The organism is Sphingomonas sp. PP-CE-1G-424 (genome assembly GCF_004341085.1).
Lineage (GTDB): Bacteria > Pseudomonadota > Alphaproteobacteria > Sphingomonadales > Sphingomonadaceae > Sphingomonas.
In genome coordinates, this window is record NZ_SLXW01000006.1 from 91,238 (window position 1) to 106,322 (window position 15,085).

18 protein-coding genes are annotated in these 15,085 nt (G+C 61.6%); 13 read left to right on the plus strand and 5 right to left on the minus strand.

The window, feature by feature from the left end; all coding sequences use genetic code 11:
• Window positions 1-8 precede the first annotated feature (8 nt).
• The 5 genes from C8J43_RS17730 to C8J43_RS21985 form a co-directional block, all read right to left on the minus strand.
• Window positions 9-1,718 (minus strand): asparagine synthase-related protein, encoded by a 1,710-nt coding sequence (locus C8J43_RS17730; protein ID WP_165899671.1) that lies wholly within the window; start codon window positions 1,716-1,718, stop codon window positions 9-11.
• Entirely contained in the window at window positions 1,715-2,362 is a 648-nt protein-coding gene (locus tag C8J43_RS17735; protein ID WP_133032046.1) for a lasso peptide biosynthesis B2 protein, read from the minus strand. Before C8J43_RS17735 ends, C8J43_RS17730 begins: the two co-directional genes overlap by 4 nt.
• Before the next feature lie 226 nt (window positions 2,363-2,588).
• Window positions 2,589-3,209, minus strand: a complete 621-nt coding sequence (locus C8J43_RS17740) for a GntR family transcriptional regulator (protein ID WP_133032047.1) — start codon at window positions 3,207-3,209, stop codon at window positions 2,589-2,591.
• 84 nt (window positions 3,210-3,293) lie between these two features.
• Window positions 3,294-3,809, minus strand: coding sequence for a hypothetical protein (locus C8J43_RS17745; RefSeq protein WP_133032048.1), 516 nt, complete (start codon window positions 3,807-3,809; stop codon window positions 3,294-3,296).
• 265 nt (window positions 3,810-4,074) lie between these two features.
• Window positions 4,075-4,212 carry a hypothetical protein gene (locus C8J43_RS21985; RefSeq protein ID WP_165899672.1) on the minus strand — a complete coding sequence of 46 codons (138 nt, stop codon included), beginning with the start codon at window positions 4,210-4,212 and terminating at the stop codon, window positions 4,075-4,077.
• A gap of 640 nt (window positions 4,213-4,852) precedes the next feature.
• Here C8J43_RS21985 and C8J43_RS17750 point away from each other — a divergent pair.
• The 13 genes from C8J43_RS17750 to C8J43_RS17810 are packed head-to-tail and all read left to right on the plus strand — an operon-like array spanning window position 4,853 to window position 15,080.
• Window positions 4,853-5,173, plus strand: a complete 321-nt coding sequence (locus tag C8J43_RS17750) for a TrbC/VirB2 family protein (RefSeq protein ID WP_133032049.1) — start codon at window positions 4,853-4,855, stop codon at window positions 5,171-5,173.
• A gap of 59 nt (window positions 5,174-5,232) precedes the next feature.
• A complete protein-coding gene (gene traL / locus C8J43_RS17755; protein WP_031439148.1) occupies window positions 5,233-5,523 on the plus strand; it encodes a type IV conjugative transfer system protein TraL in 291 nt (96 codons plus the stop codon).
• 1 nt (window position 5,524) lies between these two features.
• On the plus strand, window positions 5,525-6,097 hold the full coding sequence (locus tag C8J43_RS17760; RefSeq protein ID WP_133032050.1) for a type IV conjugative transfer system protein TraE: 573 nt from the start codon (window positions 5,525-5,527) through the stop codon (window positions 6,095-6,097).
• Window positions 6,094-6,912, plus strand: a complete 819-nt coding sequence (locus C8J43_RS17765; protein WP_133032051.1) for a type-F conjugative transfer system secretin TraK — start codon at window positions 6,094-6,096, stop codon at window positions 6,910-6,912. Before C8J43_RS17760 ends, C8J43_RS17765 begins: the two co-directional genes overlap by 4 nt.
• Window positions 6,913-6,915: 3 nt before the next feature.
• Window positions 6,916-8,253, plus strand: a complete 1,338-nt coding sequence (locus C8J43_RS17770; protein ID WP_133032052.1) for a TraB/VirB10 family protein — start codon at window positions 6,916-6,918, stop codon at window positions 8,251-8,253.
• Window positions 8,240-9,106, plus strand: a complete 867-nt coding sequence (locus C8J43_RS17775) for a DsbC family protein (protein WP_133032053.1) — start codon at window positions 8,240-8,242, stop codon at window positions 9,104-9,106. Before C8J43_RS17770 ends, C8J43_RS17775 begins: the two co-directional genes overlap by 14 nt.
• Entirely contained in the window at window positions 9,103-10,056 is a 954-nt protein-coding gene (locus C8J43_RS17780; protein WP_133032054.1) for a conjugal transfer protein TraV, read from the plus strand. Before C8J43_RS17775 ends, C8J43_RS17780 begins: the two co-directional genes overlap by 4 nt.
• Window positions 10,053-12,635, plus strand: coding sequence for a type IV secretion system protein TraC (traC, locus tag C8J43_RS17785; RefSeq protein ID WP_133032055.1), 2,583 nt, complete (start codon window positions 10,053-10,055; stop codon window positions 12,633-12,635). The genes C8J43_RS17780 and traC overlap by 4 nt, the downstream gene beginning before the upstream one ends.
• A 5-nt stretch (window positions 12,636-12,640) precedes the next feature.
• Window positions 12,641-12,982 carry a hypothetical protein gene (locus C8J43_RS17790; protein ID WP_133032080.1) on the plus strand — a complete coding sequence of 114 codons (342 nt, stop codon included), beginning with the start codon at window positions 12,641-12,643 and terminating at the stop codon, window positions 12,980-12,982.
• Window positions 12,979-13,635, plus strand: coding sequence for a TrbI F-type domain-containing protein (locus tag C8J43_RS17795; protein WP_133032056.1), 657 nt, complete (start codon window positions 12,979-12,981; stop codon window positions 13,633-13,635). Before C8J43_RS17790 ends, C8J43_RS17795 begins: the two co-directional genes overlap by 4 nt.
• Window positions 13,616-14,167, plus strand: a complete 552-nt coding sequence (locus C8J43_RS17800) for a S26 family signal peptidase (RefSeq protein WP_133032081.1) — start codon at window positions 13,616-13,618, stop codon at window positions 14,165-14,167. Before C8J43_RS17795 ends, C8J43_RS17800 begins: the two co-directional genes overlap by 20 nt.
• A 23-nt stretch (window positions 14,168-14,190) precedes the next feature.
• Window positions 14,191-14,802: a type-F conjugative transfer system protein TraW gene (gene traW / locus C8J43_RS17805; RefSeq protein ID WP_133032057.1), complete on the plus strand. Its 612-nt coding sequence runs from the start codon at window positions 14,191-14,193 to the stop codon at window positions 14,800-14,802.
• Complete coding sequence (locus tag C8J43_RS17810) at window positions 14,802-15,080, plus strand: hypothetical protein (protein WP_133032058.1); 279 nt, start codon at window positions 14,802-14,804, stop codon at window positions 15,078-15,080. Before traW ends, C8J43_RS17810 begins: the two co-directional genes overlap by 1 nt.
• Window positions 15,081-15,085 lie beyond the last annotated feature (5 nt).

Below are 15,085 nucleotides of genomic sequence, written 5' to 3' on the forward strand. Positions count from 1 at the left end.
GACGCAGGCTACCGCCAAGCCCTGAGCCAGGCTTCGCAGCTTGCCAGAAGTATCAGCGAGTGATTGTGCAGACTATAGAACAGATGATCCGGTGTCAGCAGATGCTCCAACCGTTGTTCATCGACGATGCCACAGCTTGCCAGAACGCCGCCCAGCAGAGTCTCGCGCAGAAACTGGAGATTCGCCACCGCCGCCCTGCCGTACAAGACGGTCGCCTCCCCCTTTGAACCGCGCCGTGCGACGTCGACTGGAATTCGCGAAGCGAAGGCGCGTCTGGCGAGTCCCCGATTGAGCGACCCCGATGCCAGCATCCAGACCGGTATGGACATCGCCGCTTCCATCATAGGCTGGGAGAGCAACGGATGATGCAGGGGCATCTGGCTCGGAGTTGGGCGTTCCGAATGGAATATCTGCGCGTTGGCCAGCATCATGATGTGTAGCCGTTTGCCAGGAGGCAGACTCCACGCATCCGCCGTCCACGGGTGTGGTTCGTTCAGGGTCGAAGACTGCCTGTCGCGAACCACCCACGGGGGAACCATGGTGTGAGACGGAATCTGCGTTTGCCTGAACCGATCCAGCTCGGCAGGAATCAGATGGTGCCAGATGGTGCTCCCGCTGCGCCGAGCATCATCGAGAAGCGAGCGCCACGCTACCCAACTGCCCAACGCCCGTCTCCGGTCGACGGCCACCAGCGGGCTTGGCGGATGGAAAAACAGGGCATCGCCCCCCTGCCCTGTCACTACAGCGTCCGCGCCCATGTCGGAGCCGGCGTCCTCAACGCTGTGTGCAAAGAGGTCGTCGAGCCCATGAAGATAGGGGTGTGCGATCTGAGGTGCGTCAAAGAAGGACCGATAGTTGGGAAAGGCATCGGACCGCTTTTCGGTCAACGGTACACCGGCATGCGCTGCGGCGGATCGGGCGTGAGGCGTCTCCTCGACGTCGCCCGCTGCGGACGTTGCGGTCATGGCGCGCGTCATCGGAGCGATGGCGGCAAGGCTTGATGCGACGATGCTGGAATCAAGTCCGCCCGACAGCTGGACGAGTGGCCGTATGCACCCTAGCCCCGAAAGCGTCTGGTCGAGGTTGGCGCGTAGACGATCTTCTGGATCGTCCCGTCTCTCCGCGACGGTCGCCGGAGACCATATTGCCACCGGTGCATGCCGCCCGAGCAGGGAATATAGTCGGCCCGGGACGAGCCGTTCCACGCCGCGCAGGAATTTGGCCTGTATCGCAGTGGTCGGGTCGATAAGGCATCCGTGCAATGCGTTCAGCTCAACACGGCCTGTGAACCCCGCAGCCCGCAGAAGGGGCGGATCAACCCGGTCGCACAGCAGCGATACCTCCTCGTCCGCCACCTCGTATCCAATGCCCGCACCTGAAGGGTCGGCCATCACCCCGAGATCGTCGTCCGTTTCGAAAAACGCCACGTACCGTCCCCATGAGGAGTTTGTGAGCCTTCGCGCCAACCGCTCAGTCGTTCCGCCGTCTGCGCCGGCAGGACCACCTTGCGGCGGCGTGCAACGTCCATAGAGCGTCCCGAAGATCGTGATCGCGGGGCCGAAAGCCTCGAACGATGCGCCCGGCGAGGCGAGAAAGATCTGCCGACTGCTCCGACGGACTTCCTGAAGCCCGTGCGACTTCAGGTGATCCGCGATCCGGCATGCTCGCTCGACCGCGTGATCACGTCGCGTGGTCACGACAACGAAGCGGGTGTTCATGGATGTCCCACCACGATCGGTAGGAAGGCGCATACCTTGTCCAGGTCGTCGTCAACGACGACGCCGTCGTGCTCGACCCAGCAGTGCGCCTCGAACGGATAGGATCGAACGCCAAACACGATCTGCGTCGTGACGCCACGACGCGCCAGGAACAAAGCCGTGATCAACGATGCCGGAAGGCAGCGTCGAGGTGTCGGGATGAACAATCTGACCCTGCGCAATGCCGTCATGGCGGAATGCAGTGCAGTCACGGTCGCTGCGTTGGGCGCCCGCCTCGTCGCGTTGTAAGAGCGACAAGGCAGGCCTCTCCGCAATCTCCACCGGGCGGTCATGATCGCAACGACCAGATCGACAGAGTCACGCAAGGTGGAGCGCTCGCAAATGTCTTCAGAGAGCACAAGCGCATGTTCGGGCCTGTGCAGATTGCTGAAGCCGCGTCCCGATCCCCGGAATGCCAACCCTGTCTCAATCAGTGCTGTCCATGCTTCCGGAACCAGATGTCGGCCGGTCTCTGGCAAGGGGATCGGTCCATCTTTGTCAGCCGCTGCTCCTACCATCGCGTGATAGCGGTCAGCTCGGACATCTAGCAGGATGGCGTCCGAGCCGATGACGACGCCATAGGCAAAATTGGATAGCGCAATCACATGAATGCGGCGGCGCCCGAAGACGCCGCCGACCCTTCAGATATAGTTGCGCAGGGTAACGCTGTCGCGCTCTGCGACCGGCCCCATCAGCGATGCGGCGGTGACCTTGCTCGCGCGGCCTAGATCAATGAGCGAGAACGTCTTCATGATCATTTCCTTCCTGTACGCCGCACCATCGCGGCCCGGCTAATAGAGCATCATGCGCGTCTCTATTCTTGCTATATCTTCAATATATTTGGCCGTGATCATCCTCGTCGACCGATGCGATCAACGCAGCGACCTGCTGCAATCGGAGCTTTGTATGAAATCGGATTGATTTCGCAACCTGGTCATTGGCAGTCAGGCTCGCGCGTAGATCCCCCAGCTCTTCTCGCCAGTTTGGAATAATTCTGGGCTCTTCAATACGGTAAGGGCCGAGGATATTGATGATCCGACGGATTTCGCCGGACAGAATCCTGCTTGTGGTTCGGCTTGCTACATGACTCAACACGCTCTCGACAGCTAAAGCTGGAGCTCCGTCTTCGATACTTACGCGTATGTCTTCGTCGGACTTGAGCGGGCCGTGATCTCGGTGAGCAATTTGCAACAGTGTCTCCAACAGTCGGTAAAGATCTGACAGTTCGCGCGCACCATAGCGGGGAACCGAAAACCCTCGCTCGCCTCGCCCCGCATGAACGATGCCCTCCCCTGCAAGGCGCTCGAGCGCTTCCCTGACGGGCGTCGGGCTCGTACCCAAGCCGGCCGCTATTTCCTTTACGTTGATGACAGCGCCAGGTCGCTGATCACCATTGCGCAGCCCTTGAAGTATGTGTCGTCGGACGCCCTCGACTCTTGACAATTGTCGCAAGTAAGTGCCTTTCGCTTGGCAGCCAAAGAGAACTGCGGTTCCATACTTAGCCTCGAGCGGCTGAGCTGCATCAGTGCCTAAAGCCTATATCTTATATTCAAATTCTATCCTTACATCGCGACGCCGGGCTATCTCCGCGTAATGCTTGCTAATTATCTGTATGATCAAACACTTTAGAGGATGGCCCTGCTCTTTTCTGATATCGAGGCAGTCGAGACCTTGTATTTCGCCAACGATACCGATAATTTTTGCTGGAAGTCCTCGGACAAACTCAGATGTCAATATTGCGGCGCGCTCGACGGAAGCGTGCGGGATCACCGGATCGTGACGCCAGGCATCGCTCGCGAGGGCTGCCTCTATGAATTCGACATTCAGGACGTCGAGGATCTGTGATAGTTCGTAAATCTTGATCTCATGACGCCGCGCCGGATCTTTATGCAGGATGCGAGCGCATCTACTGTGGTTGATGCCGGCCAGTTCTCCGAGCCTTCGAATGCTGACACGTCTGCCGTCTACCTTGAAGAGAATATAATCAATTATAGTACGGCTGCTTGGGACGGTCTTTGGACTAGCATGCCCTGAACTGGAAATCGCACTCACGGGATCCTCCATATCTGAACGAAGGATTCCACGCGTTGACCGCAGTGCGCAACCTTAATCGATGCCAATTTGGCATCATTGCAGCCCGCCCTCAGACGTTGGCTGCCGGTCGTTTTGTCTATCAACGATATCTCTGATGCGCTGTTATCTTACGAGGTGCGCGACTTCTGCGCCGCGCAAGTAAGCTTGTGAGGCTCGTCCTTTGTATTTTTCAGGCCGAACGTACTGAGCATACACGGGCAGATCGTGCGATATACATCAAGGCTCAACTGACGCGGCCCGAAATCGAGCGGATCATGATCGCCGGCTTGATGCCGACGAACAGGACGCCGCCGAGTTCGAAAGGGCACTCTGCCTCGTCCGCCGGTGGATCTGAGCGCGCGCGATCGCAGCCTAGATTCACGGCCCGCGGATCGTATTGATCTCACCGTTTGATCTCGCCGTTGCGTGAGGCAGCGGAACGGTTGCGTGCCATTTCCGGAGGGACGAAGTTTACCGTAGTATTGTTTCAAACACATCAGCTTCATGCCGATGCCTTTTTGTCGCCGACCCGTGCTTTTCAGCGTAATTAGGCGGCGGGTCCTGCCTCACCGGAAGACATGGCGGTTCGAGTTGAAGCTTTTTGTCTCGCAAACTGTCCTGAACGTTCAGCGATCGTAATATCAAGTTTTTCGGACAATCCCGTCGTCACCAAGTGGCGGCGCCGCGACATAAATGAGGATAGCGCGAAGAGCAAGATTTGGCCCGAATCGTCCTTCCAGCCACATGTAATCAATCCGGCGAAACGACGCTTCACCTCCGCCCCGCCCGAAGCATCGTCGGTTCGACTAGCTCATATATGAGCCGGCGGGTTCGAAAAGGGGCAAAGATGTCGCACGTGCGCGACAGTTTTGCAGCCACAAGGTGAGAATCTCTTTCGTAGCGCCCGCGATGCTCCCGGAGCCTCAAGGTTCCATGAATTTGGAGTTGCCGCTTCGATGCCACGCCACCAGCCTTTTTGTGGGCGTGCTGAAATGCGCCCGATCGAAGGGAGACTCCTTACCATGAAGACCATGCTTAAGATCGGCCGTCGTGCCGAGACGACCACCTTGGCGGTCATCGGCACGGCTGCTGCCGCAGTGCTGATGGCCCACCCTGCCTTCGCCGGCGCCGACGCAACGTTCGACACCGCCCTCGCAAAATTCACGGGCTTTCTCGAAGGTTCGGGTGGCAAGATCATCACCGTCCTTTCACTGGCTGGCGGCGTCGTCGGTCTGGCATCGGGTCGCTTCTCGCTCGGCCAGGTCGCAATCCCGGTCGGCGTGGGCGTCGGTGCCGGTACCGGCATTCCGATCGTCACCTCGACCGTCACCGCCACCATCTGAACCGGCCCGGTGCCGGCGTTGATAGCAGCTTCGCCGGCACCGTCTTTGAAGGTGGCGTGATGTCAGCCGATAAGTACGTGATCCCATCGCACCTCGACGATCCTGAGCTGATCGGGTTCTGGACGCTCGACGAGTTCCTCGCGATGGTTATCCCCTTCACTTGGGGGATCCTGTCCCAACACATCGTCATCGGGATCGGCTTAGCCGTCCTAGGCTGGTGGGCCCTTAGGAGGGCAAAGGCGGGACGGGCAACGTCGTGGCTGATTCATCTGGCGTATTGGCATCTGCCAGGCGGCTTCCCGTCGCTGCGCGCCACGCCACCTTCCTACCTCCGACTAATGGTGGGCTGACATGGATTTTTCCTACCAGCACGCGCAAAGCCAGCGCGTCCTTCGCCAGCGTAATGTCCTCGGTATAGCCGCACTGGTTCTTGCCGGTTTTGTTGCGCTCCTGCTCCTGATGTCGGCGACACGTAGCCGCGAAATCGTGCTGCAGCCTGTTCTTGGCTCGCCGGTCACGCTGTCCACGTCGGGTGTCTCGCGCGAGTATCTGGAGCTTGTGACCCGCGACACGGCCGTGCTGACGCTTAACCGCACGCCGAGCAGCCTCGACTATTGGATTAAGTCGGTTCTCGCGATCGTCTCGCCCAAGTCGCAGGGCAAGATCAAAGCCGACCTCCTCAAGATCGTCGATGAGCAGCGCGGCTCCAGCATGTCGCAGTATTTTACGCTCGAGGGCATGGAGATCGACCCCAAGGCGCTCCAGTCCACCGTGTCGGGCAAGCTCAACACGGTCATCGGCCAGAAAATCGTGTCATCCGAGCAGCGGACCTTTGTCTACGACTGGGAATATGCCGGCATGACCTTGAAGCTCGTCGGCTTCAGCATGGTCCAACCCAAGACCCGTCCGGGAGCTGCGATGTGACCGCAATCTACGCTTTTGGCAGTGCTGCGCTCGGCACTGCCCTCTCCAGCCGCAACTTTTGCTGGCTGAGCCGCATCGCCGGTGCCGCTCTAATTGCCGTGGCGATCTTCGTCTTTGCGGCCCCCGCCTTCGCGGCTGGCGACCAGACGCTAATGGCCGACGACGGTGCGCAGGTATCCTGCAACGCGTCCGCCAAGGATCTCACCCGGATCAGCCTTGTCGGTGACGAGTTCGCTGGTGTGTCCAAGATCAATACCGGCAACCCCTCGGACGACTTCTCCGTCGTGAACGAGCCGGTCCGCGGCGACATCTACCTTTCGGTGCCGGAGGGCTTTGGCCGCCAGCTCCTGTCGTTCTTCGGCACCAGCAAGCGCGGCTACGTTTATAAGTTTCAGTGCCGGATCAGCGGCGACCAGGCGGTGCAGGTGTTCGTCTCGAACCCGGCGATTGCCAAGGCCGATGCGGCGGAAGCCGGCACGACCACCAAGGTCGCACAAAGGTCCTCGCCGGAAGAAGCCGCTGTGACGCTGGTGCAGGCGATGTACGCCAACAAGACGGTCGACGGTTTCGAGATGCGTCAGCGCTCGCTCAAGCCCGTCTATGTCGGCGACCTCAAGGTTCAGATGATCGCTGAATATCGCGGCGACGCTCTCACCGGCCGCGTCCTGCGCATTGAAAACAAGGGCACCAAGGAAACTGTGCTGACCGAGGCCAGCGTGGCGCCATCGAGCGCACTCGCGGTCTCGATCGCCGAACCTAAGCTCGCGCCTGGTCGGGTCACGACCGCTTACCTCGTCTCGCGGAACGGAAACTAAGCCATGGGTATCAAAGATATTTTCTCTCGCGAGCGTAAACCGCTCGACGCTCCTGAAGTCGTTGACGGCGACGGAGTATCCCCGATCGCCTCGGAATTGGATGGCAACGTCGAGATCCGCAAGAAGCAGCAGATGAAGCTGGCGGTAGGCTGCGGCGTGGTTCTCGTCGCATCGTCTTTCTGGATCTTTGGCGGTGACGACGCGGTCAAGAAGATCGATCCCGATAGCGCGGACAAGAAGACGGTTTCGGTCAGCGACATGACCAACAAGACCAAGTCCGAGCAGGAGTGGATGGCGCAGTCGGAGAACCGTTTCCAGTCGAACGAAAACCAGCTGAAGGGTGTCGAGGGCACCAACGCTCGCGTCGCGCAGCTAGCCGAGCAGCTCGATGCGATGCGCGCGCAGAACCAGTCGATGTCGAGCGACGGCCAGCGCGTCGTATCCGCCTATCAGGCCGAAAACGATCAATTGCGTCGGCAGGTCAACGAGCGTGCCGCAGCGCCTGCCCCGATGCCTGGGCCGCAGGCAATGTACGGCCCTGGTAGCGCCGCCCTCTACGGTCGGCCCGGCGCGGCAGGCGCTACTCCCGGTCCGGACCTTCCCCCTGCGCGCCTCAGCGAAGTTAAAATGGTCTCGTTTGGCTCCGCTGAGGCCGGTAACGCCTCGAAGGTTTCCAAGGGCAACACGGTCTACACCGACAGTCCGAACTACCTTCCACCCAACAGCTTTGCCAGCGCGAAGGTTATCGTCGGTGTCGATGCCGCAGCCGGGGTCAACAGCCAGACCGACCCCCTGCCCGTCGTCCTGCGCGTCACCGGCCCTGCGCGATCGGTGCTGCAGAACGGCAAGCTTCTGACCACGAAGATCCAAGGCTGCCTCATCAACGGCGCCGCCCGCGGCGAGCTGTCGAGCGAGAAGGTCTATGTGAAGCTGCAGAAGATGACCTGCCCTCAGCCGGGTGGGCGCTACGCGGTGTCCGAGGTCAAAGGCTTCATCGCGTTCGGTGGCAAAACCGGCGTTCGCGGACGTGTCGTCAGCCGCGAAGGGTCACTCGTCAGCCAAGCTTTCATTGCAGGCCTCGTCGGCGGGATCGGAAAGGGTTTCGCAGCCAATTCGAACTCTTTCCTCCAGGGCAGCAATGTTCAGGTCAACGGCAAGCGCCAGCAGCTCGGCATGGGTGATATCGCGCAAGGCGGGATCGGAAATGGCGTCGGCGAGGCTGGCGACATGGTCTCGAAATACCTGATCGAGCGTGCCGAGCAGTACCAGCCGGTCATCGAAATGCCGACCGGCGTCGACGTTGAAATCGTCTTCCTGGAGGGTGTTTATGTTCGGAACTGATAGCACCGCCGACAGGCGTCTGACCGTTGGTCGGGTGCTGGTCCTTCTTTTGGTCGTCGCAGCGTTCGTTGCTGCCGCGATCGGCGCGAAGGCCGCCTATGCCGCGCTTCGTCCGGCAGACGCATCGGTGATCGCCCTCCTGAAAGCTCGCTTGCCCAAGACGCAGGTCAGCAAGGTCGACTGCGCAGTCGTCGATGGCCTCTGCGAAGTGACGGCCGGCAACAACCTGTTCTACGTCGATCGGTCGGGACGCTATCTCGTTATCGGTCGTGTCTACGACATGGAGACGCGGCAAGATCTGACCGCAACCCGCCTCCTCGAGATCAATCCGGACACGCTGATTGGCGGTGCTGCCAAGGCCAACAATGCACCCGAGGGCGGCGAGCCTCCCATTGCCAAGGCTGTCGGCGCTTCTGCCCCGGCCGCACCTTCGCGCATTTCGCTCGATGGCCTCCCCAAGGACGGCGCAATCGTGTGGGGCAACCAGACGGGCAAGACGGTAACAGTCTTCAGCGACTTCCGCTGCGGCTATTGCCGGGCACTCTCGAACACGTTGCGGTCGATGAACGTGCGTGTCGTCGAACGTCCGATCTCTGTTCTCGGAAGTCGTGACCTCGCCAATCAGGTGTATTGCGCCAAGAACCGCGAGACCGCGCTGCATCAGGCCTATGCCGGCGAGCCTCTGCGCAACGCCGCCACCTGCGACACCTCAGGCCTCGATGCCAATGAGCGCTTCGCTCGCTCGCACGGCCTGAACGGAACACCCGTCATCGTCCGCGCCGATGGCGCGATGATCGAGGGCTATCGTCCCAAGGAGGCGCTCGCCTCCTTCATCGCTGGAGGCCGGTCGTGAATAAGGTCCATGTTTGTCTCGCGGTCGCCCTCGCCTCCGGCACCATGATGACCGGCTGCACGACAATGGGCGGCAACATCAAGGGCAGCTTCACCTGCGTCGCACCCGACGGCATCTGCGCGCCCAGTTCGACGATCGATGATCGCGCTCTGGCAATGATCGCCGGAGAGGATGGCGATCGCATGATTACGCCCGCTGGTCCCTACAGCGCGCCGCAAAGCGCCGGCCGCGGTTTCGATACCGCTGCCACTGCGCCTGCGCGTAGCCAGGAACGCGTGCTTCGCATCGTCTTCCCGGCGCAGATCGACGGTGCCGGTCGCCTGCACGAACAGACTGCGGTCCATGCCGTCGTCGAGCGCGGCGAATGGCAGCGCGCGCTGGCGAGCAACGCGGTCGCGACGACGCCAGCACAAGTTCAGGCGGCAACGGGCGGCGACACGCTGCTTGCAGCTGTTGACCGTGCCGATCCTCCTTTCATGGAGGATTCTGCGACTGCTGATCCAGATATGCCAAGCGCCGCTGCGGTTGCTGCCGCTCGCGTTCAGGCGGATCCTGTCGGTGACATCAAGGACCAGGTCGCGCGTCGGCTCTCGAAAGCCCCGCGTCGCCTTTCGGTATCGCCATCGGCACTCCGCACCCCGCCCGCTGTGACCTATGGCTCGAAGTCTACGTCCCCCACGCCAAACTTTCCGGTCGCGGTCGGCATGACCACCGCCGCCAAACCCCTTTCCTCACCCGCGCCTGTCCGTCCGGCCGTCACGTCCACCTCGGCACTCACAGCGCCGAAGTATGTAACCCCGGCTGGTCGCACCGCGATCGCCGCAGTGGGCGCTAACCCCGCCATCCGTGCCGGTCTTGCTCGCGCCGAACCTGAAGCGCGGGAGGCGACAAAGACGGCGAACCCGCTGCCCGTGCTACGCGCATCCTCGTTCCCCGGAGTTGTCCAGTGAGCATCTTTAAGGGCCTGCTTGCCACGCTCCTCGGCGACTCCGCCAAGCCTGAGAACGGCCGTCCGGACTCGGTTGTCCCGCGGTTTGTCCATTGGCTGCCCTACCGCAGCTACGATCCGAAGACGCAAATCTACTACAATAGCGCCTCACGCGGGTTCTTCCTCGAGGCAACGCCGATGATCGGCGCAACTGAGCAAAGCCACGAAATGCTGGCCCAGCTGCTGTCGGAAGGCATTCCGACGCCGGGTGCCCTGCAGGTCCATGGCTGGATGAGCCCGCGGATCAGCGAGAAGCTCTCGCAGTGGTACATGCCGCGCTATTCGGCATCGGGCATTTACGAGCGCATGGCGCGGCACCGCACCGAGTATCTGATGGGCGGCGTCTGGAACTCGTTGTCAGCATCAGCTCCCTTTTGCCTGCGCAATCACCGCCTCGGCCTGTCCTATTCGACGCCGGAATCGAGCCGCGTCTCGAACGAGGAAATTACCTCGGTCATGGAAGGGCTGATCTCGGCGCTGGAGTCGCTCGGCGTCCATGCGCGCGCAGTCGACCCCAAGGGCCTCATCTCGTGGATCGACGACATCACCTCGCCGACGACGGCGCCTGGTGACGACACGATCACCTACAATCCGTTCGACCCAATCGCAGACCAGGCGGTGCGCCACGATCTGGAAATGAAGATCGAGCCGGACCGCATTCTGCTGCGCACCGAGCGCTTTCGCCCTACCGGCAAGACCGTCGAGAACGCGCCCGAGATTGGCGAAATCTATCCAGACACGTTTGACGTGCGCTCCTTCTCGGTGCGCAACCTGCCGCAGCGCTGGGCGCCCTGGGACATGGCCAAGCTGATCGGCGACATGTTCGCCGACAAGCTGCGCATGCCTTGCCCGGTGTCGACCAACCTGTGCCTCGACTTCCCGGACGCCGAAGCCTCCGGGCAGCGCGCCGGCCGGAAGTTCATGCGCACCACCAGTCTCGCCGACAGCAAGTCCGCGCGCATGCTTCCACAGCTGAAGGACCAGTCCGAAGAGTGGCGTTTCGTGAAGGACGAGCTGCGCCAAGGCCGCAAGCTGGTGCAGGCTTTTTACTCGGTCACATCGTTCAGCCCGAAGGGCAAAGGCGACGCGAATGAGCGCATCCTGAAGTCGGTGTACCGCGCGGCAGGCTGGGACCTGCTCGACGATCGCTATCTGCAAATCCAGGGACTGCTCGCTGCGATGCCGATGACGATGGCCAACGGCCTGTCGTTCGACCTCAAGAACATGAAGCGCCTGCGCACCGTCCTGACCACTACGGCCGCAAGCCTGATGCCGCTGCAGGGTGAGTATCTGGGCGGCAACAACCCGCATCTGATGCTAATCGGCAGGCGGGGTCAGCCCTTTTTCTGGTCGCCGTTTGAGAACACGGCGGGCAACCATAACGTGGCGGTTTTCGGCAAGTCGGGGTCGGGCAAGTCGGTCGCACTGCAAGAGCTTTGCTCCTCGATGGTCGGCGCCGGTGCCAAGGTCGTCGTGATCGATGACGGCCGTTCGTTCGAGCATTCCTGCAAGCTGCAGGGCGGCGCGTTCGTCGAGTTTACGATGTCCTCGGGCTTCTGCATCAACCCGTTCTCGATGATCGATCCGGTGCTGGCGGAAACCGATGAGGATTACCTCATGGACTGCTTCGCCATGCTGAAATCGATCGTGAACCAGATGGCGCGGCACATCGACAAGCTCGACGATACCGAGCGCGGCCTGATCGATGGCGCGATCAACAAGGTCTGGGCGGAGAAAGGTCGGCAAGGCTCGGTCAACGACGTCATCGCGGCGCTCGACGAAACTACAAACCCGCTCGCCATCAATCTCGCGATCGCGATGCGCCCCTTCTCGACCGACGGCACCTATGGCCGCTTTTTCGAGGGCGAGGTGTCCTTCCAGCTCAAGAACAACCTGACGGTGTTCGAACTGTCGGATCTGTCGTCGCGCGAGGAACTTCGTTCGGTCGCCCTAACCGCGATCATGTTTATGGCGAGCCAGGCGATGCGCCGCGAAGACCGCTCGGTCCCCAAGGCGCTGCTGCTCGATGAGGCGTGGCAGATGCTGAAGGGCGGTTCGATGGCCGATTTCATCGAAGCTTATGCACGTACCTGCCGCAAATACGGCGCATCGCTGGTGACCGCCACGCAGAGCCTCAACGACTATTACAAGTCGGACGGTTCCAAAGCCGCGCTGGAGAACAGCGACTGGTTTGTTATCCTGCAGCAGAAGGCGGAAACGATCGCCAACTTCAAGAAGCACGATCGCTTCGAGATGGACGATTACACCGACGCGCTGCTCCGCTCGTTGAAGCGCAACGGCTCCGAATATTCCGACGTGATGATTAAGGGTCCAGAGACGCTGGCAGTCGGCCGGCTCGTCCTCGATCCCTATTCGGCGACGGTTTACTCGTCATCGCCCCGCACCTTCGCAGCCATCCATGACCTGCTCGCGCAGGGCCTGACGATGGAAGAGGCGATCGAACGGGTCGCTTACCCCGACAACCCAGAGAAATGGACCGATCCGAGCGCTGATGACGCGCTGGCGATCGCAGCGGAGTGACCACCATGGCAACCGTTCTTCAGCCCCTCCATACGACACGCAAGGTCAACTACGGCTATTTCCTTTATTTCGGCCTACACTTCGCGGGCTTTATGGCCACGACCCTACTGATGACATGGGGCGTCTTCGTCCTGTTTTTCTTGGCGCTCGGCAGCTTCTCGCTCGATGGCATGATGAACCATCTGCAGAACATGACCAGCCGCTACCTCGCAGCGGACGTGGGCCGGCTCGACCAATTCAAGATGATCGTCGGTATCGTTCATATGGTCATCTCCGGCGCGATCATGTTCTTCCGCCGTCACGCTATTTTGCCACGTGATGCCGCCCGCCTGGAGCACGGCGCATGACCGAGGCCGTCGACACCCCCACGGCCGAGCCCGCTATGACCGCTCCTGCCGCGATCACAGTCCGGCGCAAGACGGCGTTCGCCGGCTACACCGCCGCGCAACTGCTGATCGCTGCCGCCCTCGTTCTTGCGCTGGTCTGGGCCATGTGGGTCACCAAGTTGGTGATGGCGGAAATGCCGCAGCACATCGTCAAGGCAGACCTGTCCCGGATCGTTGGCGAGTATGTGCAGGCGCAGGCCCGTAGCGCGACCCCGCCCGATCAGGTCCAGGCGCAGATGCGCACGTTCATGGCATCGCTCGATACTGAGCTGCAGCGTCGCGGTGCGGCTGGTCAGGTTGTTCTCGTCGGGGAGGCAGTTCTGTCCAAGAGCGTGCCCGACATCACGGCCGACGTGGCCAGAGCCGTCTACGCGTCTGGCGTAAAGGCACCGATGCCGGCGACGCCCGCGCAGATGGGGTCGATGATGCAGGGTCAGGTGCCTGCCGCGCCGGCGATCGCGCCTGTCGAAATGGCGCAGGTCGCACCCGTTCCCGCCGCGCCGAACCCCTTTGCCGCAGTGCCTGCCCCCGCCACTGCGCAGGACGTCGCACCGGTTGATCCGTCGGTTGCCGGTGCCATGGTCTCGAGCTTTGGTGGTCCCGGTGGCCAGTAAGGCAATTGCGGCGCCAGCAGTGGCCGAGGGCTTCCGTCCCCGCAAACGCCTCTGGGCAGCGCTTGGCCTGTTCGTCGCCGGTGGGATATCGTTGAACGCGATCGCGGAGTGGCGGGACACGCACGGGCTGCTCATCAACGCGTCGGAATCGCTGCCGAACTGGGCATTCGTCATCCACAAGACGGCAGTGCCCAAGCGTGGCGAATACGTCTTTTTCGTGCCGCCTGCCGTGCCGCTCGTCATCAAGCATTTCGGTGCGAAGAAGCAGATGTTCGGCAAGATCGTCTACGGCATGCCGGGTGATACCGTCGTGCACCGCGGCGCGGATGTGTTCGTCGCCGGCAAGCTCGTCAGCCACATGAAGCCTTTCACCAAACTGGGTGAGCCGCTGGTAGCCGGCCCGACGGGCGTGATCCCACAGGGCTGCCACTATGTCGGCAGCCCGCACAAGGACGGTTTCGACAGCCGCTATGCCGCGATCGGCTACGCCTGCTCGAACAAGATCGTTGGCGTCGGGGACCCAATCCTGTGAGGACCGCCCTCGATCTCTGTGTGATGTTCGCGGTCAGCGCGCTGCTGACCTCCTCCGTTGCGATCGCCAGTGACCACGGCGTCGTCGGCCAGGCCTTTCCGATCATCGAGCCAGATTTGCTGACGACGATCGAGGCCCGCCTGCAGCGTCTCCAAGCCACCGGCGGGATCGACCGTATGAACGCGGAGTTCGCCAAGCGGTCCGAGGCGCGCGTGCGTCGGCCGAAGCCGGTCGCAGGGATCACCACAACGACGGAGCCACGCAGCTGGGCCTATGATCCGACGATCGTCATCGAGCGGGACGTGCAGGACCAGAAGGGCAATTACATCGCTCGTGCCGGCCAGACCGTGAACCCGCTCGATTTCGTGGCGGTCCATCAGGCCCTTGTTTTCGTCGACGGCGATGACGCCGCACAGATGGAATGGGCGACGTCGCAGTACAGCGACATGAAAGCAAAGATCATCCTCGTGAACGGCTCGCCAATCGAGGAGATGACCAACCGCAAACGGCGCTTCTATTTCGACCAGGAAGGTCGCCTCACCGGCAAACTCGGCATTCGGCACACGCCGGCCGTCGCCGTCCAGAATGGACGCGTCCTGAAGCTCTCCGAAATCAAGCTGAAGGGAATAAGCTGATGCCGTTGTGGCTCGATCTCCTGCGCACGCCAATGGCGGCTCCTGAAACAGACGATCTTCGCGCAATGCGGCGAACCTTTCAGGTGCTTTGCGTTCTGTCCGGCGTTGGCGTGATCGCGATCTCGCCGCTTGTTGCGCTGTTCGGCCGTCCGGCTTCGTTCATTGTGGCGGCCATCCTTGCCACGACGGCGCTGCATACCGCCCTGTACGTCTTCCGGAAGAACCGGGCCGACAACGCCTTCCTCGACGCCGCTCAGTCGGCGGAGGAGCGCGCGTGAAGCTT

Bases quoted from the DNA above. Each gene is read 5' to 3' on its own strand.
- traW (WP_133032057.1), top strand. From the start codon at position 14,191: ATGTTCGCGGTCAGCGCGCTGCTGACCTCCTCCGTTGCGATCGCCAGT.
- C8J43_RS17810 (WP_133032058.1), top strand. From the start codon at position 14,802: ATGCCGTTGTGGCTCGATCTCCTGCGCACGCCAATGGCGGCTCCTGAA.
- C8J43_RS17760 (WP_133032050.1), top strand. From the start codon at position 5,525: ATGGATTTTTCCTACCAGCACGCGCAAAGCCAGCGCGTCCTTCGCCAG.
- C8J43_RS17730 (WP_165899671.1), bottom strand. From the start codon at position 1,718: ATGAACACCCGCTTCGTTGTCGTGACCACGCGACGTGATCACGCGGTC.
- C8J43_RS17790 (WP_133032080.1), top strand. From the start codon at position 12,641: ATGGCAACCGTTCTTCAGCCCCTCCATACGACACGCAAGGTCAACTAC.
- C8J43_RS17750 (WP_133032049.1), top strand. From the start codon at position 4,853: ATGAAGACCATGCTTAAGATCGGCCGTCGTGCCGAGACGACCACCTTG.
- C8J43_RS17795 (WP_133032056.1), top strand. From the start codon at position 12,979: ATGACCGAGGCCGTCGACACCCCCACGGCCGAGCCCGCTATGACCGCT.
- traL (WP_031439148.1), top strand. From the start codon at position 5,233: ATGTCAGCCGATAAGTACGTGATCCCATCGCACCTCGACGATCCTGAG.
- C8J43_RS17775 (WP_133032053.1), top strand. From the start codon at position 8,240: ATGTTCGGAACTGATAGCACCGCCGACAGGCGTCTGACCGTTGGTCGG.
- C8J43_RS17770 (WP_133032052.1), top strand. From the start codon at position 6,916: ATGGGTATCAAAGATATTTTCTCTCGCGAGCGTAAACCGCTCGACGCT.